Raw genomic sequence first — 19,983 nt, 5'->3', positions numbered from 1 at the left:
AGTAGGCAGTAGGCAGTAGGCAGTAGGCAGTAGGCAGTAGGCAGTAGGCAGTAGGCAGTAGGCAGTAGGCAGTAGGTCTATCTTCCCTATTGCCTACTGCCCAATCCCTACTGCCTATTTGAGCGCCTTGTAGACGGCGATGCCTGCGGCGAGATCCTCAAGTGCTGCGCCGACCGATTTGAACAGCGTGATCTCGCCGTCGGTTTGCCGGCCCTGTTTCTCGCCGCGGGCGAGCTCGTGCAGGTCGGCGACGATCGCTTCCGGCTTCAGCACGCCCGAGGCCAGCGGCTGGACGATGTCGCCGGCTTCCTTGGTGGCGCCGGCGCGGGTGTCGACATAGACGCGGGCGCGCTTGATCGCATCGTCATCGCTTTCGCGCATCGTCGGCGTGAAGCCGCCGACGAGATCGACATGGGCGCCCGGTTTCAGCAGCGCGCCCTTGACCAGCGGCGTGTTCGAGATGGTCGCGGAAGCGACGATATCGGCCTCGGCGAGCTCCGCGTCGAGATCGCCGGCGGCATTTGCCGGAAGGCCTTTGGCGCGCAAGGCGGCGGCCACCTTTTCGGCATTGGCCGGCGTGCGGTTCCAGATGCGGATGGATGTGATCGGCCTGACCGCAGAATGCGCCTTGGCAAGGAAGGGTGACAGCGCGCCGGCGCCGATCACCAGAAGCCGCGAGGCGTCCTTGCGCGCGAGATAGGAGGCGGCGAGCGCGGAGGCGCAGGCGGTGCGCCACTGGGTCAGTCGTTGGCCGTCGATCAGCGCTTGCGGCTCGCCGGTGACGCCGTCGAGCAAAAGATAAAGGCCCATGACCGCCGGCTTGCCGATGGCATTGTTGTCCGGCGACACGGTGACGATCTTGACGCCGATATGGCCTCCCTCGGAGGTGCCCGCGGCGTTGAAGTCGGTCCAGGCCGGCATCAAAAGCAAGGTCGAGGCGGCGCCGTCCGGCCGTTCGACGCCATGATGGTGGCGAACCGGCTGCACGGCGCCATCGCGAAAAGCCGTGTGCAATGTCTCGACAAGGCCGGGAAAGGTCAGCGCGCGGTCGACCTCGGCGGCCGAAATGGTCAACATTGAAAGCTCCGTGGTGTCGAAATGACGCTCGATTATCTTCTACGCAATTCCGGACGGAAAACCGCTACGCACTTTGCCTGGAATTGCTAAAGCGCGTCGTGCTGAACAGATTTCAGGCGACGCGCTTTAAGTCTTTGTTTTGATGCATGTCGTTGTCCCAGAACCGCGGCGCACTTCTGGGCGACATGCATTAGCTCGTCGGGCTGGGCAGCGCCGGTCCCTTGGGCGCCACGGGCGTGCGGCCCACCGCCTGGCGCAGGTTTTCCGCCTCGAGGCCGCGCTGGCGCGCGAGCTTGCGATAGCGCCCCTGCTTCACCCAGGTGGCCAGGCTTCCGACGACCATGCCGATGGCCAAAGCCAGGAACAGGAAGATGAAAAGCGGCAGGTTCAGCGTCAGCGCGGGATTGCCGGGATGAAATGGATCGAGCGTGAAGGCGACAGGGCCGCGATTGGCGACGGCGAGCGCGATCAGGATGACGGCCAGCGGCACGAAGACCACGACGAGGATGAAGCGATTGAACATCAAATCTCCATGGAGAGGCTTCTTGAAGCGCGCATGTCCTTGTCCTGAAACCGGTCTCCACTTTCGGGAGACATGCCTTTAGGCGCCAAGATGCCGTTTCGACCCGCCGCCCGGCGCCTATTTGCCGCCGTTCAGCCTTTCGCGCAACTCCTTGCCGGTCTTGAAGAACGGCACCCATTTCTCCTCGACCTCGACGGATTCGCCGGTGCGCGGGTTGCGGCCGGTGCGGGCCGGACGGTTCTTCACCGAAAAGGCGCCGAAACCGCGCAACTCGACCCGGTTGCCCTCCGCAAGCGCATCGGTGATCTCGTCAAAGATCGCGCCGACGATGTTTTCGACATCGCGCAGGAAAAGGTGCGGGTTGCGTGCAGCAATGATCTGCACAAGTTCGGATTTGATCATAGAACATTCCCCGTAAAACCACTGCAACCGATTATCAGGATGATTTTATTGCTTTTTCGGCTCGTCCCAACGGCACCTTAAGGGTGCCAGACCGAAACGAGACCGTCAAGAAACAAGCGGTCGGCGCCGAGTTCGTGAATGATATCGCCGCCGGCATCCGGCAGGCCGAGCGCCTTGGCCGCCACTTTTGCCATCGACTGGGAAAACAAGAAACCGCCACGCCTGTCCTTGTCCTTCCACTCGACGACCTTGAGCTTGCTGTCCACGCCCTTCGTCGCCAGCCAGTCGATCGCCTCCTGCTCGCCGCCGACGGCGTCGACCAGGTGGTTGGCCAAAGCCTGGCGACCGGTGAAGATCGAACCGTCGGCCAGCGCCAGCGCCTGCTCATGCGTCATTTTGCGGCGGTCTGCGACAATGCCGACGAACCAGTCGTAACTGTCGAGAATCAACTTGCGCACCATGGCGCGCTCATCGTCATTGGTCGGCTTGAAGGGCGAGGGCGAAGCCTTGAGCGGCGACGATTTCACCTCCTCCAGCTTTATGCCGAGCTTGTCCATGAGACCGCTGACGTCAGGATACTGGATCAGTACGCCGATCGAGCCGACGATCGATGTCTTGCGGGCGACGATGTGGTCGGCAGCGCTCGCGATCATATAGCCGGCCGATGCCGCCAGCGTGCCGACTTCGGCCACCACCGGCTTGTCGCCGGCAAGCTTGCGCACGGCGTCGAATGTGGACTCGCCGCCGACCGTGGTGCCTCCCGGCGAATCGATCGACAGGATGACGCCCTTTACCTCCGGCGACTTGCGGATCGCTTCCAGCCTTTTGAGCAGCTCCTCGTCCTCGGTGATGGTGCCCTCGATCTTGACTTTGGCGATGTGGGGGAGCGCCCGGCCGGTAAAATTGTCGTCATAGACCCAGGTCGAGAAGGCGATGATCGCTGCCGCCAGAACCAGAAACGCGACCACGCGCCAGAACGTCAGCTTGCGGCGCAAGCGGCGGCGGTCGATCAGGTCGTCGGCTCTCATTGCCATTGTCAGCCTCATGGGTGGTGGGAAAGCACGCTTTTAAAGCAAGCTTCTACACACGGCTACCGTTTCCTGGCGCGGGTCATCCGCTTCACAGAACGGTGACCCCTCTACTTTCTTGTCCTGATGCAATTCCTGTCGGAAACCGCTCGCAGCTTTCCCGGAACTGTTCCGAAAGGCCCCGGCTTCGGGCCTCCGGCGTTGACGCCGGGCTCACGAAAAATTAACGCAAGCAGTCCGTATCTGCTATGAAGTACAGGCCGTCTCGCCGAATTCCTTTCGATTTTGCGGGCGGCAGCTGTCACATTTTTGCAGTTTTCCTCCGCTTGTGCTTGCTTGTAGGTGCCGGCATACCACCTATAGGCGGTGTTTGGGCGGGCAAAGGTCCATTAGAAAAGTCATGTTGGCGCGATCTGACGAAACGAGCGATGCCGGTGAGGCATCGGCTCCCGCGAACCAAGGCGGCACGCGTGGCGATGCGTTCAACCGCGCCCAGCGGCACTCGCGCCGCGTCCGCGTGCTGAAATTCGCGGTGCCGCTGCTCGCGGTCGCGATCGCCGTCGCCTTTCCGGTCTATTCCTATCTCAAGGCGCCCGTGTCCGTATCGGTGCAGGCCGACGGCACGGCGTTTTCCAACGGCAAGCTGGTGATGGCCAATCCGAAGCTCAACGGCTTCACCAAGCAGAAGCTGCCATATTCGCTGACGGCGACAAGGGCGACGCAGGATGTGGGCCAGCAGGCCGTCATCGACCTCGAAGGCATCAACGCCAAACTGCCGGTGGCCACCGACAACATCGTGTCGGTCGATGCCGCGCACGGTATCTACAATCGCGACGCCAACACGATGGATCTGACCAGCGACGTCAGCGTGACGACGACGGACGGCCTGGTGGCGAAGTTCAAATCGATCTTCCTAGACATGGGCAAAGGCTCTATGAAGACGAGCAATCCGGTCGACGTCAGCCGTGGCGGGTCGCGCATCACCGCGGACGCGATGTCGGTCGAGGACAATGGCAGGCTCGTGGTCTTCGAGAACCGGGTTCGCGTCAACATAGATCCTGCTGCGCTGAAGGCAGCGGGGGTAAACGGTGGAGAACAGAATGCGTCGCAGTAAATCCGCATGGCTTCCGGGCGCTGCTTCCGCATTGCTGTTTTTGGCAACGGCGCATTCTCTCGCGCAGTCGAGCGCGACCAGCCAGATTCCCGGGCTCAAGCTGTCGGGCGACCAGCCGATCCAGATCGAAAGCGACAAGCTCGAGGTTCGCCAGGCCGACAGCATGGCCGTATTCAGCGGCAATGTGACCGTGAATCAGGGGCCGACCCTGCTCAAGGCCGGCAAGATGACGGTCTACTATGTCAAGGATGCCAATGCCGGCAAAAGCGCCGCGGCCGGCGCGTCGGCGATGACGGGCTCCGCCAATATCGACCACCTCGAGGTCGAGAACAAAGTCTACATCAAATCGAACGACCAGATCGCTACCGGCGACACCGGCAAATTCGACATGAAGACACAGGTGCTGGTGCTTTCCGGCAAGGAAGTGGTGCTCTCGCAGGGCGACAATGTGCTCAAGGGCTGCAAGCTCACCGTGCAGATGAAGAGCGGCCTCGGCAATGTCGAAGGCTGTCCTCGCGTCATCATGATGTTCAAGCCGCAGAAACAGGACGCGCAGCAGCAGGGAGCGTCGAGCAAGTAATGGCCGGTGTGACTTCGCTGCTGGCCCGCCTTCCGGGACGGGCAGCCGCACAACCCGCTGCGCCGGCGACGGTCAGCGCCGACAAGGCGAAGTTCAAGGGCACCCTGATCGCCAAGGGGCTGACCAAGAGCTACAAGGGCCGCAAGGTGGTGAGCGGGGTGACGCTGGGCGTGCGCGCCGGTGAGGCCGTCGGCCTGCTCGGCCCCAACGGCGCTGGCAAGACCACCTGTTTCTACATGGTCACCGGCCTTGTTCCCGTCGACGAAGGTTCGATCGAGATCGACGGCTTCGATGTCACCTCGATGCCGATGTACCGGCGGGCCCGCCTCGGCATAGGCTATCTGCCGCAGGAAGCGTCGATCTTCCGCGGCCTGAATGTCGAGCAGAACATCCGGGCCGTGCTGGAGGTGGTGGAAAAGAGCCGCAAGGAACGCGAGCGCACGCTCGACGAACTGCTCGAGGAGTTCCACATCAGCCATCTGCGCAAGGCGCCGTCGATGTCGCTGTCGGGCGGCGAACGGCGCCGCCTCGAAATCGCGCGGGCGCTGGCGACGCGGCCTGCCTATATGCTGCTCGACGAGCCTTTCGCCGGCATCGACCCGATCGCCGTCGCTGACATCCAGCAGCTCGTTCGCCATCTCACGGCGCGCGGCATCGGCGTCTTGATCACCGACCACAATGTGCGCGAGACGCTCGGCCTGATCGACCGCGCCTACATCATCCATGCCGGTCAGGTGCTGACGCATGGCCGCGCCGACGAGATCGTCGCCAACGCCGATGTGCGGCGTCTCTATCTCGGCGAGGGTTTCACGCTCTGACCGCGGATTTCGACGCGGTTTCGATGGCCTCGTCACGGCTTTCGGTTATTTTAGCGATCGATAACGCTCCGGTAAGCCGCAGCTGATAGCGTTTTGCTTGACAAGCAAAAGCCGGGCCAGTTTCTATGCCCGACCGAAAAACAGTCGACGCGTAGACGAGGCGTTTGAATTCCATCATGGCGCTGGCAGCCAAACTGCAGCTCAGACAATCCCAGTCGCTGGTGATGACGCCGCAGCTGATGCAGTCGATCCGGCTGCTGCAGCTCACTCATATCGAGCTCGAGCGCTTCATCGACGAGGAGATCGAGCGCAACCCGCTGCTGGAACGGGCCGAACCGCAGGACGACGCCGCCGGCGATCTATCCCAGAAAAGCGAGGCGTCGCCGGAAAAGGACACCGAAGGCGACTGGTTCGCGGGCGAGATGGAGTGGAGCGCGGAAGCGATCTCGCAAAAGCTCGATTCTTCCCTGGAGAACCTGTTTCCCGACGATCCAGGCACCAGCGAGAGGCTGGGGCCGGATCTCACGGCGCAATGGAAGTCGGCCGCCGGGGGCGGCGCGGGCGCGGCATCGTCCGAGGGGTTCGACGTCGGCGACATGGCCGCGGCCGCCATCACGCTGCGCGACCATGTCGGCGAGCAGATCGCGCTTGCCTCCCTGCGCCCCGGCGAACGCCTTATCGCGGGTGAGCTGGCCGAAGGGCTCGACGAAGCCGGGTACCTGCGCACCGAACTCGACGAGATCGCGGTCCGGCTCGGCACGGATGGCGCGACGGTGGCGCGGGTGCTTGGCGTCTGCCAGACCTTCGAGCCGGCAGGACTTTTCGCGCGCGACCTTGCCGAGTGCCTGTCGTTGCAACTGTCGGTACGCGACCGGCTCGATCCGGCGATGGAGGCGCTGGTCGCCAACCTCGAGCTTCTGGCGCGGCGGGATTTCCAGATGCTGAAACGCATCTGCGGCGTCGATGAGGAGGACCTGCTCGACATGCTGGCCGAGATCCGCGCGCTCGATCCGCGGCCCGGCCTGGCGTTTTCGGGCGGCGCGAGCGATGCGATTGTCGCCGATGTCGAGGTGCGCGCCGCCAATGACGGCAGCTGGGCGGTCGAGCTCAATGCCGATACGCTGCCGCGCGTGCTGGTGGACAATGTCTATTTCGCCCGCATTTCGAGCCACGCCAAGGACCAGGCGGAAAAAGAGTTTCTCGCCGAATGCCTGCAGAACGCCAACTGGCTGACGCGCAGTCTCGACCAACGGGCCAAGACCATCCTCAAGGTGGCGTCCGAGATCGTGCGACAACAGGACGCTTTCCTCGTCCATGGCGTGCGTCACCTCAAGCCGCTCAACCTGCGTACGGTGGCCGACGCCATCGGCATGCATGAATCGACGGTCAGCCGCGTCACCGCCAACAAATATATGCTGACGCCGCGCGGCGTCTTCGAGCTGCGCTATTTCTTCACTGCGTCGATTGCCTCCGCGGAAGGCGGCGAAGCGCATTCGTCGGAGGCCGTGCGCGACCGCATCAAGCAGATGATCGACGAGGAAAAGCCCATCGACGTGCTTTCCGATGACGCCATTGTCGACATGCTCAAGGAAAGCGGGGTCGACATCGCGCGCCGCACCGTCGCGAAATATCGCGAGGGCATGAACATCCCATCGTCGGTGCAGCGGCGGCGGGAAAAGCGGGCGCTCGCGAACGCCGGCCGCTAGGCCTGGTCCGAATCCCGGCAAGCCCTGGCCGGTGCGGCAAGTGCTGATTTTCCACAATTCCCAAGTTTCATTGACAAGCCGCAATGAAGTGTCTAGAAGCCCGCCCGCATGGAGCAGGGCGGTAATGCCCGCTTGCGAATGGGTCCGTCAGACACGGCCATGGACGGCCAAGAAGGCGACTTGTGATCAACCGGAAAGTTCGGGTCTAAAATCGGCGCGCATGCCGCTGCAAAGCTTGTGCGCGCGCACCACGGGTATAAACTCGGGAACAGTTTGAAGCCTGAGCAAGGAAGGTCAGTTTTCAGATGAATCTACGCATTTCGGGAAAACACATGGACATCGGCGATGCGTTCCGCACACGCATCAATGACCGGGTCGGCGAGGCGATCGAGAAATATTTCGATCGGGGTTTTTCAGGACATGTCACGGTCATCAAATCGGGGTCGCGTTTCTCCGCCGACTGCATGGTCCGGCTCGATTCCGGCGCTTCTTTGCAGGCGACCGGCGACGCCCAGGACCCGACGCTTGCCTTCGAGGCGGCGGCCGACCGCCTGGAAACGCGGCTGCGGCGCTACAAGCGCCGACTGAAGTCGCGCAACACCGGCAACGGCAATGGCGAAGAGCCGACCGACATCGCCTACACCGTGATGGCTCCCCTCGCCGACGACGAGGAAGACATTCCGGAGGACTTCGCTCCGGTCATCGTCGCCGAATCAAGCGTGACGCTGCGGACCATGTCGGTGGCTTCGGCAGTCATCGAGCTCGACAACAGCGACAGCCCGGTCTTCCTGTTCCGCAACGCCGGAACCGACCATCTCAACATCGTCTACCGCCGGCCGGATGGCAACATCGGCTGGATCGATCCATCGACGACCAAAGTCGCGCAAGGATAAAAAGCCAGCCGCGCAAGGGGGCGACGACTGGCGCGGCAGGCGAGCAAGGGATTTTTCAAGCATGGATCTCAGCGATCTCATCAGCGTTCCGGCGATCATGCCGGCGTTGAAGGCGAATTCCAAAAAGCAGCTTCTGCAATTGCTGTCGGAGAGGGCGGCGGCGATTTCGGGGATTCCGGAGCGGGAGGTGTTCGACACCATCCTGCAGCGCGAGCGGCTGGGCTCGACCGGCGTCGGCAACGGCATTGCCATTCCGCATGGCAAGCTCGCCGGCGTGAAGCGGATCGCCGGCGTCTTCGCCCGGCTGGAGACGCCGGTCGATTTCGAGGCGCTGGACGATCAGCCGGTCGACCTGGTGTTCCTGCTGCTTGCGCCGGAAGGTGCCGGCGCCGACCATCTCAAGGCGCTGTCGCGCATCGCGCGCGTGCTGCGCGATGCCGACACGGTGGCCAAGATCAGGGGCACGCGCGACGCGGTGGCGATCCACGCGTTGTTGTCGGATGCGCAGGCCTCGCACGCGGCCTGACGTTTTTCGGTTCTTGGCTTAAATCTCTCGAGAGCCGCCGGGGGCGGCCCTTTCGATTCCAGACATCACAGTCGCTATTTCAATCGACATTTCCCGAAAACAGGTTCCCACCTTCGGGATCATCGTCTGATTAGTGGATCGCGACGGTGGTGAGGTCGTTCTCCAGCGCGCCCGCCAGTGCCCGGTCGCGGGCGTCGGAAAGCAGGATCGGCTGGCCGTTGGCGGCAAACAGCGCCCACAGCTCCAGGCCGGGCGCGATCTCGCCAAGGCCGGGGAAGCGGCCGCGCAGGTCGTCACTCGACACTTTCCTGAGATAAGCGACCGAACCTTCGCCGAGATGGGCGAGTTCGCCGCTGGTCATGGTGATCGTTTCGTCAGTTCTGGTCATTTCAAGCCTCCTTGGCGCGAGGACGCCAGGATCGGCCGCCTCGCATAGAGCCATCGGCAAAGGTCAGTCTTTCACCGATATGTTTATTTTCCGTACCATCCGCTCGGACTCCGGCCGATCGAGATCGATCGACAGCAGACCGTTCTTCAGTTCCGCCGCGATCACCCGCATGCCGTCGGCCAGCACGAAGCAGCGCTGGAACTGGCGCGCGGCGATGCCACGGTGCAGGAATTCGCGCTCGGTGTCGTCGGTCTGGCGACCGCGCACGATCAGCTGGTTTTCCTCCGTGGTGACATCGAGGTCGCTTTCTGCAAAACCGGCAACGGCCAGCGTGATGCGCAGCCTTTCGGCCTTGCCGTCGGCGGCATTGAGGCGCTCGATGTTATACGGAGGGTAGCTGTCGCCGGACTTCGCCAGACGCTCAAGCGTCTTTTCCATGGCATCAAAACCCAGGAGAAGCGGGCTGGAGAAAGGCGTCATTCGACTCATTGTTACACTGTCCTCTGAAGAGCGACACAAACTGGAAAAACCCGGATGGCATTTTTCCCGATGGTCTTGATATGGTCCGTCGCGCGATCAAGTTCAAGCCGCCAAACCAGGATGACGTTTCGTCGAACCGTCATCTTCATCCAGCCTTTCATTGGAGCATGATTTCGTCCGAAAACCGGTTCCCACTTTTTGGGAACCATGCTCTAAAACCCGCCCAAAAAGACTTCCCAAAAGGAATTGAAATGCCCCAGTCCAGAAAGATCATCATCGACACGGATCCCGGCCAGGACGATGCCGTCGCCATATTGCTGGCGCTCGGCAGTTCCGAGCTGGAGATCGTCGGCATCACCGCTGTTGCCGGCAACGTGCCGCTGAATCTGACCCAGAACAACGCCCGCAAGATATGCGAGCTGGCCGGCCGCCCAGACGTCAAGGTCTATGCCGGTGCCATCCGGCCGCTGGCGCGCGAACTCGTCACCGCCGAGGAAGTGCACGGCAAGACCGGCCTGAACGGCCCGCAACTGCCCGAGCCGACGATGCCGTTGCAGGAACAATATGCCGTCGATTTCATCGTCGAGACGCTGATGCGCGAGGAAAGCGGCACCATCACGCTCTGCCCGCTTGGACCGCTCACCAACATCGCGCTGGCGCTGATCCGAGAGCCCAGGATCGCGCCGCGCATCAAGGAAATCGTGTTGATGGGCGGCGGCTTCTTCGAGGGCGGCAACGTCACGCCGGCGGCCGAATTCAACGTCTATGTCGACCCGCAGGCCGCCGACCTGGTGTTCAAATCAGGCATTCCGATCGTGATGATGCCGCTCGACGTCACCCACAAGGCGCTGACCACGTCCCAGCGCATCCAGGCCTTCCGCAAGCTCGGCACCAAGGTCGGCACAGCGACCGCCGAGATGCTGGAGTTCTTCGAGCGCTATGACGAGGAAAAATACGGCACCGATGGCGGGCCGCTGCACGATCCGTGCGTTATCGCCTATCTGATCAAGCCGGAACTGTTCAAGGGCCGCCGCTGCAATGTCAGCGTCGAAACCGTGTCGGAGCTCACCATGGGCATGACGGTGATCGACTGGTGGGGCGTCACCAAGCGCACAAAGAACGCCATGGTGATGCGCGACATCGACCATGACGGCTTCTTCGCACTGCTGGTGGAGCGGCTGGGACGGCTTTAGCGCCTCTCCTTCCCCCCTTGTGGGGGAAGGTGGCCGAGCGAAGCTCGGTCGGATGAGGGGTGTTCCAGGGTAAGCCGGCGCCTCGCTCCGCTGGAACACCCCTCATCCGTCTCGGCGCTATCGCGCCGATCCACCTTCTCCCACAAGGGGAGAAGGGAGAGGTGCTATTTCGCCTTCGAGAACGCCAGCCACAGTCCGCCGCCGACCAGGAAGCTGCCGCTGATGCGCGACATCAGCTTGACGCGGCTGGCCGACAGAACGCGCCCGGCGCGGCCTGCGGCAAGGGCATAGGTCGAGTCCGACATGGCGGCGAAGATCATGGCAGTGAGGCCCATCACGACGATCTGCAGCGTATAATTGCCCTGCGGCGCGATGAACTGCGGGAAGAAAGCGCCGAAAAAGACCAAGGTCTTCGGATTTGAGATCGCCACCAGAAAACCCTGCAGGAAGAAGCCGCCGCGCGGCTTTTTGGCCGAGCCGTCGGGGTTCAGCGTACCCTTGGCGCGGAACATCTGCACGCCCATCCAGATCAGATAAGCGGCGCCGATCAGCCGCACCCATTCGAACCAGTGGCCCATGCCGGCGATCAGCGTGTTGAGGCCGATGCCGACGATGGCGATCATGATGGCAAGGCCGGCCTGAGTGCCGGCGACGTTGGCCAATCCCGCGCGCGAGCCGTGGCGGATGCTGTTGGCGATGATCAGCGTGACCGTGGGTCCCGGCACCAGGATAATGACGATGCAGGCGACGACATAGGTGGCGTAGAGTTCCAGCGACATCATTTCCCTCGAACAGGACAGCGCCGACTTGGGCGGACCGCGATCAATGCACGGGATCGACGCCGGCGCAAGCTGGTCGGGCAGGGCGGTCACGCAGCCCCCGCCGCCCAAGGCAGTGTCGCCTCGTAGGCTGCGCCGGCCTTGAGCACGGCGAGGTCGCCGCGCGGGCGGCCGATCAACTGCATGCCCATCGGCCGGCCCCTCTCGTCGAAGCCGGCCGGCACGTTGAGCGCCGGGCAGCCGCCCAGCGTGGCGAAGGCGGAGACCTGCATCCAGCGGTGATAGCTGTCCATGGTCCGCCCCGCGACCTCGCGCGGCCAGTGGGTGGTCACGTCGAAGGGGAAGACCTGGGCGGTGGGCAGCGCAATCAGGTCGAAGCGCTCGAACAGCGCAAGCAGCGCCCTGTGCCAGGAGGTGCGCAGGACGGTCGCGGCATGGATCTGCGGAGCGGTCAGGCGCATCGCCTGCTCCACTTCCCAGATAGCCTCAGGCTTCAGAAGCCCGCGTTTTGCCGGTTCGTCGTAGTGCGCCTTCAGCCCGCAGCCGCTGCTCGCCTGGCGCAAGGTGACAAAAGCCTGCCACAGCGCCTCGAAGTCGACATCCGGCACCAAGGCCTCGCTGTGGAAGGAAGCATCGGCGAAGCGGGCAAGCGCGGCCTCGCAAAGGCCGAGCACGCCGGGCTCCGTCGGCAGGCGGCCGCCGAGGTCGCCCAGCCAGGCGATGCGGCCGCCTGACGCTTTGGTCCGCAAACCTTCAAGGAACGAGCCCGCCTTGTCGTGCGAAAGCGGTGCATGCGGGTGATAGCCGGCCTGTTCGTCGAGCAGCAGTGCGATGTCGCGAATGTTGCGGCCCATCGGCCCCTCGACGCCCATCTGCGAATGGAAGACATCGACGTCCGGGCCTGCAGGCACAAGACCCTGCGAGGGACGGAAGCCGTAGACATTGTTATAGGCCGCCGGATTGCGCAGCGAACCGCCGAAATCGCTGCCGTCGGCGACCGGCACCATGTCGAGCGCCAGCGCCACAGCCGCGCCGCCGCTCGAGCCGCCGGCGGTCAGCGCCGGGTCGAAGGCGTTGAGTGTCGGCCCGAAAACCGGATTGTAGGTGTTGGAGCCGAGCCCGAATTCCGGGACATTGGTCTTGCCGATGATGATGGCGCCGGCCTTGCGGATGCGCTCGACGAAGAAGTCGTCCGTGTCGGGAATGAAATCGGCAAAGATCGGCGAGCCGAAGGTGGTTCTGAGCCCCTTGGTCAGGGCAAGGTCCTTGATGGCGATGGGCAGGCCGTACAGCGATCCGGCCTCGCCGCTTTGCGCCAGATCGGCATCGGCCCTGTCGGCCTCGGCAAGGACATCGGCGCGCTCGCGCAGCGAGACGATGGCGTTGACCAGCGGGTTCACCGCCTCGATGCGGTCTAGGAAGGCGCCGGCCACCTCGCGCACCGACAAACGGCGCTGCCTGATCTCGCCCGCGAGCTCGACGGCGGAGAGGCGGCAGATATCGCCGGCCGGCGGCACTGCATGCTTCGTTATCGGACGCATGGCCGCTACCGCGCCGCCGCCAAGGCGGCGTCGACATCCTTTGCCAACGGAATCGCCGGCTGCGCGCCGGGTTTCAGACAGGCGAGCGAGCCGGCTACGGCGGCGCGGGCAAGCGCTTCCTCAAGCGACTGGCCGGACGACAGGCCGGCGCCGAAATAGCCGCAGAATGTGTCGCCGGCACCGACCGTGTCGACCGGCGTGATCTTCAGCGCGGGGATTGCAAGGAAATCGCCCGGCGTGGCGGCCAGCACTCCGTCGCCACCGAGCGTGACGACGATGATGCGGCCCGTCTTTTTGGCATAGTCGCGCATGCGGGCCGGGCGGTCGCGTCCCGAAAGCGACAGCGCCTCGCCATAGAGATCGAACTCGGTTTCGTTGGCGACCGCATAGTCGGCCTTGCCGAGGAGGCCGGCGGCTTCGGCACGGAAGGGGGCGGTGTTGAGCACGCTGACGGCGCCCGCCGCGCGCGCCGCGTCGAGTGTGGCCTCGACCGTCTGCAACGGGATCTCGTGTTGCAAGAGAACGACGTCGCCTTTCTTGAGATAGGCCTTTGCGACATCGCCCGGCACCACCGAATCATTGGCGCCCGGCACGACGGCGATGACGTTTTCCCCGTCGGCGCCGACCAGGATCAACGCCGTGCCGGTGGAGGCGAAGCTCTGGCCGACACCGGACAGATCGACATTGCCGGCCTTGAGAAGGGCGAGCGCCTCGGCGGCAAAACTATCCTTGCCGACCGCGCCCACCATGCGCACTTGCGCGCCGGCGCGCGCCGCGGCCAGCGCCTGGTTGGCGCCCTTGCCGCCGGGCGCGGTGGCGAAGCCGGAGCCGCGCACCGTCTCGCCGGGTTCCGGCAAGCGGTCGACATTGGCGATGAGGTCGAGGTTGATCGAGCCGACAACGATAATCAAAAAACTGCCTCCCGGTGAAGCGGTCAGCCCGTGCTGAAAGGCGGACCTGCTCCAAGACTTCTGCTTTTTTGCGCAATTCCAGGGGAAAATACATGGAGTGTTTTCCCCGGAATTGCGGGCTGGGCGCGAAGCTAGCCGCAAAGCCCGCCGGTTGCCAGATCATGTCGTCGTTGGCGCGGTCTGGCCCACAGCATCATTCGCAACGCACAGTGACCTCCGCCTGGTAACTGCCCGCCGGGAAGATGCCCGGCGACTTCGTGGCGGTCAGATCGACCTGGATCGTATGGGTGCCGTTGGTCAGCTTTTGCGGCGAGCTGCCCGGGTTATCCAATCCCGAGCCGTCGAGGCGGAAGACGGAGGCGAAAGAGACGTCGGTGTCGCCGCCGCTCGGAGCCGAGGTGAAGGCGATCGGAGCCGGCGCGGAGACGGTATAGCAGTCTAGCAGGTTCAGGATCGAACACAGCGTCGAGTTCGCGATGATGGTGGCGCCGGCGCTCGACCCGCCCGCCTGCCTGGAACCGAATATGTTGATAGAGGGGTTCGACTTCATCATTCCCGAGGCACCGATCATGATGGTGCAGGTGCCGATGATCGCCGCCTGTGCCGGGAGACAGAAGCCGGCAAGCGCTGCCATCGTAAGCAGCGCGCGGCTATTTCCGCTTCTTTTTCGTTTCATTGCCGGTTGTGCCTCTGATGCTCCAGCCTTCGTTGGCCCATCCTGCCGATGCGGCCGAGCGAGCCGTAGGAGCCTCGGAAGCCGTGGCAGCGGTGCTCGTCGTGCTCCCCGTTGTCTGACCATCGGCGCCAAGGCCCATTTTCAGGAGCTTCAATTCAAGCTGCAGGCGCTCGACTTCCAGCTCGTAGAGGCGGCTGCAATCGACGCGTTTCGGCGTCCGCCCGATCGGGATCACCACGCGGCCGTATGTGGCGATGTCGCTATTGGCCTGGTTGCTGCTGTTGTTGCCCCGGATGATACCGAGGTCGAGATAGGCGCCGCTGCCGGAGACGGCTGAGCGGCAGGTCGTGCCGTCGCTGGCATGAACCTCGTCCTGGCCCTGAGGCAGGCTGACGCCGGGCAGGCTGAAACCGGTCTGGTTCTGATTCAGGTTCAGGATGTCCTCGGCAAGCCCCTGACTTACGACAGCCAAGGCGGACAGCAGGGACAAGGTCAGAACCTGCGATGCCCGAAAAACTTTCCGCATATCTGTGCCTTTATCTGGGTCTGCTCGCTTGGAAAGGGGATACTCTCGGTACAGATACGCACTTTACGCTCGTTCGCGCCGTCGAACGGGACGACCACCAGAACCGGACGCGACGCCTGGCCGGCCAGAAGGAAGGCGCTTGGCGTGATCTTGGCGTCGACCGGCTGGAAATCCTGGTCATAGACATGAACCTCGACACGTATGCGCTGGTTATATGGGTTGCCTGGGAAGACACGAACGGCGAAGGCATCCGCGAAGGATCGCACCTCGCCCCGCATCGGCGTCATCGACTGGCTGGTCGCGGCGATGGGAAACAGCACGGCAGTCAGACCCGCCGCCAGAATTGCAATCGTTCTCAAGGATCACTCCTTTCGCGACAAGACTATTCACAGCGCAGCGTCACCGTTGCTTGGTAGTTGCCGGCGGAGAAGCGGTTCGTGCCGCTCTTGGTGCCGGCAAGATTGACGGCGACCGTGGATGTGCCTGGCACCGTCAGGGCCGTCGCAGTGCCGGTTTCGGCAATCGTCTGAGCGCCGGAAGTGGCGAAGGTGGGGGTCCATGTCGTCGCCGTAACGTCCGAGGCCGGCACGGTCGTGGTGGTTACCGGGTCTACGCTGAGCGAGACGCCGCCCGTGGTATCGACCTGAGCGCTACCGGCTGAGCCGCCGGCATTATGCGAGCTCAGCGACTGAAGATTGCTGCTGACGGTCATCGTGCCGTTGGAGTTGATCGTGACCGTGCAGGTCGCGGTGATCGTACCATTGAACAGCACATTTCCGGTGGTGGCCGCCGATGCTGCCTGGCCGGCGCAGGCGGCGAGCACGCTCGCAGCCATGACGGCGCGAAAGAACTTCATTGAGACCCCGCTTTCGAGCCGGATAATGCGGCTCAATGTGGGGTTATCTTCTCTTTATCGTGGTTAATTTAGCGTTAAGTGAAATAACAACGGAAAGCAACTTCAAAGCAAGCCGGCAATAACCAGAGGTTGTCGCCGGTTGCATTTCATGAACAAGGCTGTTTATTTGTTTGGCTTGTGCCGCTTTATATTTTGATACGCGGTTTTTCGCAAGGGGGCGCGAAAAAATCGATTGTTTTCAGGATGTCACTTGTCCCGCTTCCCAACCGAGGATGGCGCGCTTGCGCGTCAGGCCCCAGTGATAGCCGGTGAGCGCGCCGGACTTGCCCAACGCCCGGTGGCAGGGCACCACGAACGACATCGGGTTGGCGCCCACCGCCGCGCCCACGGCCCGGCTCGCGCTTGGCGCGCCGATGCTTGCCGCGATCGAGGAATAGGTACAGGCCCTGCCCATCGGGATGCGCAGCAGCGCTTCCCAGACGCGCAGCTGGAAATCGGTGCCGATCATCACCACGCGCAGCGGCTGGTCGGCGCGCCATTGCGTCGGGTCGAAGACCCGCGCGGCATAAGCCTGGGTGGCGGACATGTCCTCGACATAGGTCGCGTTTGGCCAGCGGCCGGACATGTCGGCGAAGGCAGCCCGCTCGCCGCCGGCGTCACAGAAGGCGAGGCCGGCGAGGCCCCGGTCGGTGACCATGATCAGCGCGATGCCGAAAGGCGAGATGTGATAGCCGTAGCGGATGGTGAGACCCGCGCCCCGGGTTTTATAGTCGCCGGGCGACATCGCCTCATGGGTGACGAAGAGGTCGTGCAGCCGGCCGGGACCGGACATGCCGAGCTCGAACGAGGTCTCCAGGAGCGGCATGCCTGAATCCAGCAGCCTGCGCGCGTGGTCGAGCGTCACCGCCTGCAGGAAGGCTTTGGGCGACAGTCCGGCCCAGCGCGTGAACAGTTTCTGCAGGCCGGTCGGCGTCTCGCCGACTTCCTCGGCCAGGACCTCGAGCGAGGGCTGGTCGCGATAGTCGAGGCTGATCTTCTCGATGGCGCGGCGCACGACGTCATAGTCGCTGCCTTCCGGCGTGATGTCGTTCTCAAGGATCGCGGTTGGTTTCATCCGCGTATTCATGGTCATCTGGGCGTTCATGGCAATATCTCCTTGATCGCGAATATCGGTCCTCCAGAGCTTTGCCACCACCCGAAACTTGCCTTCCCGCCATCCGCACCCAGATAGAGTCAGCTTCGCGCCGAAGAGGACGATCATGGCCGTCGAAAAGGTTGATCTGACCGGGGCAAGGGAGACCTTGCTGATGACACTCTACGGCAAGGCGTTGGAGAGCCGGCTGCCCAATTCGCTGCTCCAGGATCACTTCGCCGACGAGGCGGTGCGCAGGATCGACTATGATTTCTCAAGGCTCAAGGTCGACGGCAATCTCGGGCTGGGATTTGCAATCAGGGCGAAGACACTGGACGTCCGCGTCCGCGATTTCCTTGCGCGATATCCGGATGCGATCGTGCTGCATCTGGGATGCGGGCTCGATACGCGGATCTTCCGGGTCGATCCACTGCCAGGCGTCGATTGGTTCGACGTCGATTATCCCGACGTCGTCGCGCTTAGGCGCAGGCTTTATCCGTATAGGGACCAGTATCATCTGATCGCTTCGTCGGTTACCGAACCGGGCTGGCTGGCCGAGGTGCCGCGCAATCGCCCGGCAATGATCGTGGCCGAGGGGCTGACGCCGTATCTCGCCGCCGACGAGGGGCCGCGGCTGTTTGCGCGCCTTGTCTCGCATCTGGCCGGCGGCGAGTTGATGTTCGACGCCTACAGCCATTTCGGACTGAAGCTGATGCGTCTCAGCCCTGCCTTGAAGGCAACGGGCGCAGAAGTCCATTGGGCCATTGAGGATCCGCGCGAACTGGAGCGAGCCATCCCGAAACTTCGCTTCATCGGCGAGGTTCCGTCCTACAAGCCGGAGCAAGGGGCGCGCCTGGGCTGGTCCGCGCGTCTGTTCGTTGGCCTCTGGAGGCTTATTCCCGCGATGCGCAAGGTCGGCAGGCTGCTGCGCTACCGGTTCTGAAACGCTTACGCATCAGCGCGTCTTGGCGGTCGCCAGCGCGCGCGAAAAGGCGGTAGCAAAACTTTCGCGGTCGTCGGGATTGAGGAAGCCGCCAATCGCGACACTCTTGCCTTGCGCCTCGACGGCCATCTTGGTGATGCCGATCTCGCTGTGGCGGGCGATCGAGAACCGCGTCCAGAACGGGTTGAAGCGATGGTTTTCCGAGCGGCCGGAAGGCGCTGTCTTGCGAATGTCGAGACTGGTGCGCGAGACCGAGATTTCCTCGCGGGCGCGCGCAGCCCGGTAATTGGCGCGGAAAGCGATGTAGACGGCGACCACGTCGAGGCCGAAGAAGCCGAACACCGGCCATGCGCCATGCGCCAGGAAGAAAGCGCCGGTGACCGCCCAGCCGAACAGAAGCGCTCCCATCAGGATCAGGAAGCCGGTGCGGCCGAGCGAGCGGTGCGGCGTCAGCAAGGCCTGGAAAAATGGCTCGTCGGCCTGGAACGAGGCGTTTGTGTCGCTCATGAGGGAATATTATAGGAGGGAAATGGCGCCTCCCAAGTCGAAAAAATCCGCAGCTGTCAAAAAACCTCGGCCCACTATCCCGGGCGGCGGCCGGGCGCCTGGCCGACGGCCGCGAAAAGCCGCCACGCGGTCGCTCTACAGTCCCGCCGAGGTGCATGAGATCTTCCGGCGCTTTTCCGTGCAGCGGCCTGAGCCGAAAGGCGAGCTCGACTATGTCAACGCCTTCACTCTGCTGGTCGCAGTGGTGCTGTCGGCGCAAGCGACGGACGCCGGCGTCAACAAGGCGACGAAGCCGCTGTTCGCCGCGGCCGACACGCCGGCCAAGATGCTGGCATTGGGCGAGGCCAAGGTCGGCGACTATATCCGCACCATCGGTCTGTGGCGCAACAAGGCCAAGAACGTGATCGCGCTGTCGAAGGCGTTGATCGAAGACCATGCGGGCGAGGTGCCGCAGGATCGCGACGAGTTGGTGAAGCTGCCGGGCGTCGGGCGCAAGACCGCCAATGTCGTGCTCAACGTCGCCTTCGGCCAGCATACGATGGCGGTCGACACGCATATCTTTCGTATCGGCAACCGGATCGGGCTGGCGCCCGGCAAGACGCCGGAACAGGTCGAGCAGGGGCTGCTCAAGGTCATCCCCGCCGACTATATGCGCCATGCGCATCATTGGCTGATCCTGCATGGCCGCTATGTCTGCAAGGCGCGCAAGCCCGATTGCCCGGCTTGCGTCATCGCCGACATCTGCAAGTCAAAGGAAAAGACCACCGACGTGCCCGCCCCGCTGGTGCCGATCGCGCCGCTGGATGAGACGTTTCCGGTCGAGGCCGTCTGACTCAGTAAAGTTTTAATATCCGTAGCCGCGCGCCATGGCCGCTGCGAAAACCGGAATGAGCAGGAAGATAAAGCCCTCGGCGCGGACATAGTTCTTCACCGAGGCCAGTTCCGCCGCCGGCACCGCGAAAGACGGATTGCCGCTCGCCTGCCTGTTCCAGGAGAGGAAGCGCATGGTCGGCACAATCGACAGCAGGCCGACGATGACGAAGGCCGCCATCTTTGCCCAGAACACCCAATTGTAGACGTAGAATTCCCAGCCTTTCAGACCGAAGAACACCCGGCAGATGCCGACGATGACGATCAGCGCGGCGATGATGCCGTAGTGGCGGTCGATGCCGGCAAGGCGCTTCAGCGTCGCCGCTGCCAGATCGCCGCGCACAAGCACGAACTCGGCGCCGATGATGCCGGCCAGCGAGAACACCAGAAGGTGATGCGCGATCGCCAGCAACAGGTCTGTGGTGTCCATGGTTCTTCCTTCGGTCGATTTGCGTTTCTGGTCGGCTTCGCGCGCAAACTAGCATCGCCGGGCGAAAAGCCCATAGCGATGCAG

General features: G+C 63.3%; 25 protein-coding genes. 9 read left to right on the top strand and 16 right to left on the bottom strand.

Translation table 11 applies throughout. The annotated features are described in order from the left end of the window. Positions 1-114: 114 nt before the first annotated feature. The 4 genes from FJW05_RS26550 to sppA all read right to left on the bottom strand — a co-directional run bounded on the left by FJW05_RS26550 (position 115) and on the right by sppA (position 3,036). Positions 115-1,077: an ornithine cyclodeaminase family protein gene (locus FJW05_RS26550; RefSeq protein WP_140636958.1), complete on the bottom strand. Its 963-nt coding sequence runs from the start codon at positions 1,075-1,077 to the stop codon at positions 115-117. A 190-nt stretch (positions 1,078-1,267) separates the two neighbouring features. Then, positions 1,268-1,600 carry a LapA family protein gene (locus FJW05_RS26545; protein WP_140636956.1) on the bottom strand — a complete coding sequence of 111 codons (333 nt, stop codon included), beginning with the start codon at positions 1,598-1,600 and terminating at the stop codon, positions 1,268-1,270. Between the two features lie 117 nt (positions 1,601-1,717). After that, a complete protein-coding gene (locus FJW05_RS26540; RefSeq protein WP_027165368.1) occupies positions 1,718-2,002 on the bottom strand; it encodes an integration host factor subunit beta in 285 nt (94 codons plus the stop codon). Positions 2,003-2,079: 77 nt separating this feature from the next. Beyond that, the gene (gene sppA / locus FJW05_RS26535) at positions 2,080-3,036 is read right to left on the bottom strand and encodes a signal peptide peptidase SppA (protein WP_140546449.1); all 957 of its coding nucleotides are present in this window, start codon (positions 3,034-3,036) and stop codon (positions 2,080-2,082) included. Between the two features lie 394 nt (positions 3,037-3,430). On the opposite strand from sppA, the gene lptC reads away from it, so the two are divergent. From lptC to ptsN, 6 genes are all read left to right on the top strand, one after another. Further along, on the top strand, positions 3,431-4,144 hold the full coding sequence (gene lptC, locus FJW05_RS26530; protein ID WP_140546448.1) for an LPS export ABC transporter periplasmic protein LptC: 714 nt from the start codon (positions 3,431-3,433) through the stop codon (positions 4,142-4,144). Beyond that, complete coding sequence (locus tag FJW05_RS26525; protein WP_140636954.1) at positions 4,131-4,724, top strand: LptA/OstA family protein; 594 nt, start codon at positions 4,131-4,133, stop codon at positions 4,722-4,724. The genes lptC and FJW05_RS26525 overlap by 14 nt, the downstream gene beginning before the upstream one ends. Continuing rightward, entirely contained in the window at positions 4,724-5,542 is an 819-nt protein-coding gene (gene lptB / locus FJW05_RS26520) for an LPS export ABC transporter ATP-binding protein (RefSeq protein WP_140636952.1), read from the top strand. The genes FJW05_RS26525 and lptB overlap by 1 nt, the downstream gene beginning before the upstream one ends. Positions 5,543-5,718: 176 nt before the next feature. Continuing rightward, a complete protein-coding gene (rpoN, locus tag FJW05_RS26515; protein WP_140636950.1) occupies positions 5,719-7,248 on the top strand; it encodes an RNA polymerase factor sigma-54 in 1,530 nt (509 codons plus the stop codon). A gap of 305 nt (positions 7,249-7,553) precedes the next feature. After that, a complete protein-coding gene (gene raiA, locus FJW05_RS26510) occupies positions 7,554-8,141 on the top strand; it encodes a ribosome-associated translation inhibitor RaiA (protein ID WP_140546445.1) in 588 nt (195 codons plus the stop codon). A gap of 61 nt (positions 8,142-8,202) precedes the next feature. Then, positions 8,203-8,667 carry a PTS IIA-like nitrogen regulatory protein PtsN gene (gene ptsN, locus FJW05_RS26505; RefSeq protein ID WP_140546444.1) on the top strand — a complete coding sequence of 155 codons (465 nt, stop codon included), beginning with the start codon at positions 8,203-8,205 and terminating at the stop codon, positions 8,665-8,667. 130 nt (positions 8,668-8,797) lie between these two features. Here the strand turns inward: ptsN and FJW05_RS26500 are convergent, their stop codons facing one another. Both FJW05_RS26500 and FJW05_RS26495 read right to left on the bottom strand, forming a co-directional pair. After that, positions 8,798-9,055 (bottom strand): DUF1150 family protein, encoded by a 258-nt coding sequence (locus tag FJW05_RS26500; RefSeq protein ID WP_036257920.1) that lies wholly within the window; start codon positions 9,053-9,055, stop codon positions 8,798-8,800. Between the two features lie 63 nt (positions 9,056-9,118). Continuing rightward, positions 9,119-9,544: an Hsp20 family protein gene (locus FJW05_RS26495; RefSeq protein WP_095769269.1), complete on the bottom strand. Its 426-nt coding sequence runs from the start codon at positions 9,542-9,544 to the stop codon at positions 9,119-9,121. Positions 9,545-9,786: 242 nt separating this feature from the next. On the opposite strand from FJW05_RS26495, the gene FJW05_RS26490 reads away from it, so the two are divergent. Beyond that, positions 9,787-10,728 carry a nucleoside hydrolase gene (locus tag FJW05_RS26490; RefSeq protein ID WP_140636948.1) on the top strand — a complete coding sequence of 314 codons (942 nt, stop codon included), beginning with the start codon at positions 9,787-9,789 and terminating at the stop codon, positions 10,726-10,728. Between the two features lie 164 nt (positions 10,729-10,892). On the opposite strand, the gene FJW05_RS26485 is transcribed toward FJW05_RS26490, so the two are convergent. The 8 genes from FJW05_RS26485 to FJW05_RS26450 all read right to left on the bottom strand — a co-directional run bounded on the left by FJW05_RS26485 (position 10,893) and on the right by FJW05_RS26450 (position 17,161). Then, a complete protein-coding gene (locus FJW05_RS26485; RefSeq protein ID WP_140636961.1) occupies positions 10,893-11,507 on the bottom strand; it encodes a LysE family translocator in 615 nt (204 codons plus the stop codon). Between the two features lie 89 nt (positions 11,508-11,596). After that, positions 11,597-13,048 carry an amidase gene (locus FJW05_RS26480; protein WP_140636946.1) on the bottom strand — a complete coding sequence of 484 codons (1,452 nt, stop codon included), beginning with the start codon at positions 13,046-13,048 and terminating at the stop codon, positions 11,597-11,599. A 5-nt stretch (positions 13,049-13,053) separates the two neighbouring features. Beyond that, complete coding sequence (locus tag FJW05_RS26475; RefSeq protein WP_140636944.1) at positions 13,054-13,959, bottom strand: ribokinase; 906 nt, start codon at positions 13,957-13,959, stop codon at positions 13,054-13,056. A gap of 193 nt (positions 13,960-14,152) precedes the next feature. Further along, a complete protein-coding gene (locus tag FJW05_RS26470) occupies positions 14,153-14,635 on the bottom strand; it encodes a hypothetical protein (RefSeq protein ID WP_140636942.1) in 483 nt (160 codons plus the stop codon). After that, positions 14,610-15,161, bottom strand: coding sequence for a hypothetical protein (locus FJW05_RS26465; protein WP_140636940.1), 552 nt, complete (start codon positions 15,159-15,161; stop codon positions 14,610-14,612). The genes FJW05_RS26470 and FJW05_RS26465 overlap by 26 nt, the downstream gene beginning before the upstream one ends. Next, complete coding sequence (locus tag FJW05_RS26460) at positions 15,128-15,520, bottom strand: hypothetical protein (protein WP_140636938.1); 393 nt, start codon at positions 15,518-15,520, stop codon at positions 15,128-15,130. Before FJW05_RS26460 ends, FJW05_RS26465 begins: the two co-directional genes overlap by 34 nt. 23 nt (positions 15,521-15,543) lie before the next feature. After that, positions 15,544-16,017, bottom strand: coding sequence for a hypothetical protein (locus FJW05_RS26455; protein ID WP_140546268.1), 474 nt, complete (start codon positions 16,015-16,017; stop codon positions 15,544-15,546). A 238-nt stretch (positions 16,018-16,255) separates the two neighbouring features. Continuing rightward, on the bottom strand, positions 16,256-17,161 hold the full coding sequence (locus FJW05_RS26450) for a methylated-DNA--[protein]-cysteine S-methyltransferase (protein ID WP_176477139.1): 906 nt from the start codon (positions 17,159-17,161) through the stop codon (positions 16,256-16,258). Between the two features lie 115 nt (positions 17,162-17,276). On the opposite strand from FJW05_RS26450, the gene FJW05_RS26445 reads away from it, so the two are divergent. Then, positions 17,277-18,092 carry a class I SAM-dependent methyltransferase gene (locus tag FJW05_RS26445; RefSeq protein WP_140636936.1) on the top strand — a complete coding sequence of 272 codons (816 nt, stop codon included), beginning with the start codon at positions 17,277-17,279 and terminating at the stop codon, positions 18,090-18,092. Positions 18,093-18,104: 12 nt separating this feature from the next. Here the strand turns inward: FJW05_RS26445 and FJW05_RS26440 are convergent, their stop codons facing one another. Continuing rightward, positions 18,105-18,599, bottom strand: a complete 495-nt coding sequence (locus FJW05_RS26440; protein ID WP_140636934.1) for a DUF2244 domain-containing protein — start codon at positions 18,597-18,599, stop codon at positions 18,105-18,107. Between the two features lie 22 nt (positions 18,600-18,621). On the opposite strand from FJW05_RS26440, the gene nth reads away from it, so the two are divergent. Beyond that, complete coding sequence (gene nth / locus FJW05_RS26435; protein ID WP_140636932.1) at positions 18,622-19,431, top strand: endonuclease III; 810 nt, start codon at positions 18,622-18,624, stop codon at positions 19,429-19,431. Between the two features lie 12 nt (positions 19,432-19,443). On the opposite strand, the gene FJW05_RS26430 is transcribed toward nth, so the two are convergent. Continuing rightward, positions 19,444-19,899, bottom strand: coding sequence for a DUF2214 family protein (locus FJW05_RS26430; RefSeq protein WP_140636930.1), 456 nt, complete (start codon positions 19,897-19,899; stop codon positions 19,444-19,446). Positions 19,900-19,983 lie beyond the last annotated feature (84 nt).

This window comes from Mesorhizobium sp. B2-9-1 (assembly GCF_006439455.1).
Taxonomy (GTDB): Bacteria; Pseudomonadota; Alphaproteobacteria; order Rhizobiales; family Rhizobiaceae; genus Mesorhizobium.
This window is presented reverse-complemented; position numbering and strand designations above follow the sequence as displayed.

Excerpts from the sequence above, each read along its gene's own strand:
- FJW05_RS26550 (WP_140636958.1), bottom strand. The coding sequence starts at position 1,077 with ATGTTGACCATTTCGGCCGCCGAGGTCGACCGCGCGCTGACCTTTCCC.
- FJW05_RS26545 (WP_140636956.1), bottom strand. The coding sequence starts at position 1,600 with ATGTTCAATCGCTTCATCCTCGTCGTGGTCTTCGTGCCGCTGGCCGTC.
- FJW05_RS26540 (WP_027165368.1), bottom strand. The coding sequence starts at position 2,002 with ATGATCAAATCCGAACTTGTGCAGATCATTGCTGCACGCAACCCGCAC.
- sppA (WP_140546449.1), bottom strand. The coding sequence starts at position 3,036 with ATGGCAATGAGAGCCGACGACCTGATCGACCGCCGCCGCTTGCGCCGC.
- lptC (WP_140546448.1), top strand. The coding sequence starts at position 3,431 with ATGTTGGCGCGATCTGACGAAACGAGCGATGCCGGTGAGGCATCGGCT.
- FJW05_RS26525 (WP_140636954.1), top strand. The coding sequence starts at position 4,131 with ATGCGTCGCAGTAAATCCGCATGGCTTCCGGGCGCTGCTTCCGCATTG.
- lptB (WP_140636952.1), top strand. The coding sequence starts at position 4,724 with ATGGCCGGTGTGACTTCGCTGCTGGCCCGCCTTCCGGGACGGGCAGCC.
- rpoN (WP_140636950.1), top strand. The coding sequence starts at position 5,719 with ATGGCGCTGGCAGCCAAACTGCAGCTCAGACAATCCCAGTCGCTGGTG.
- raiA (WP_140546445.1), top strand. The coding sequence starts at position 7,554 with ATGAATCTACGCATTTCGGGAAAACACATGGACATCGGCGATGCGTTC.
- ptsN (WP_140546444.1), top strand. The coding sequence starts at position 8,203 with ATGGATCTCAGCGATCTCATCAGCGTTCCGGCGATCATGCCGGCGTTG.
- FJW05_RS26500 (WP_036257920.1), bottom strand. The coding sequence starts at position 9,055 with ATGACCAGAACTGACGAAACGATCACCATGACCAGCGGCGAACTCGCC.
- FJW05_RS26495 (WP_095769269.1), bottom strand. The coding sequence starts at position 9,544 with ATGAGTCGAATGACGCCTTTCTCCAGCCCGCTTCTCCTGGGTTTTGAT.
- FJW05_RS26490 (WP_140636948.1), top strand. The coding sequence starts at position 9,787 with ATGCCCCAGTCCAGAAAGATCATCATCGACACGGATCCCGGCCAGGAC.
- FJW05_RS26485 (WP_140636961.1), bottom strand. The coding sequence starts at position 11,507 with ATGTCGCTGGAACTCTACGCCACCTATGTCGTCGCCTGCATCGTCATT.
- FJW05_RS26480 (WP_140636946.1), bottom strand. The coding sequence starts at position 13,048 with ATGCGTCCGATAACGAAGCATGCAGTGCCGCCGGCCGGCGATATCTGC.
- FJW05_RS26470 (WP_140636942.1), bottom strand. The coding sequence starts at position 14,635 with ATGAAACGAAAAAGAAGCGGAAATAGCCGCGCGCTGCTTACGATGGCA.
- FJW05_RS26465 (WP_140636940.1), bottom strand. The coding sequence starts at position 15,161 with ATGCGGAAAGTTTTTCGGGCATCGCAGGTTCTGACCTTGTCCCTGCTG.
- FJW05_RS26455 (WP_140546268.1), bottom strand. The coding sequence starts at position 16,017 with ATGAAGTTCTTTCGCGCCGTCATGGCTGCGAGCGTGCTCGCCGCCTGC.
- FJW05_RS26450 (WP_176477139.1), bottom strand. The coding sequence starts at position 17,161 with ATGAACGCCCAGATGACCATGAATACGCGGATGAAACCAACCGCGATC.
- FJW05_RS26445 (WP_140636936.1), top strand. The coding sequence starts at position 17,277 with ATGGCCGTCGAAAAGGTTGATCTGACCGGGGCAAGGGAGACCTTGCTG.
- FJW05_RS26440 (WP_140636934.1), bottom strand. The coding sequence starts at position 18,599 with ATGAGCGACACAAACGCCTCGTTCCAGGCCGACGAGCCATTTTTCCAG.
- nth (WP_140636932.1), top strand. The coding sequence starts at position 18,622 with ATGGCGCCTCCCAAGTCGAAAAAATCCGCAGCTGTCAAAAAACCTCGG.
- FJW05_RS26430 (WP_140636930.1), bottom strand. The coding sequence starts at position 19,899 with ATGGACACCACAGACCTGTTGCTGGCGATCGCGCATCACCTTCTGGTG.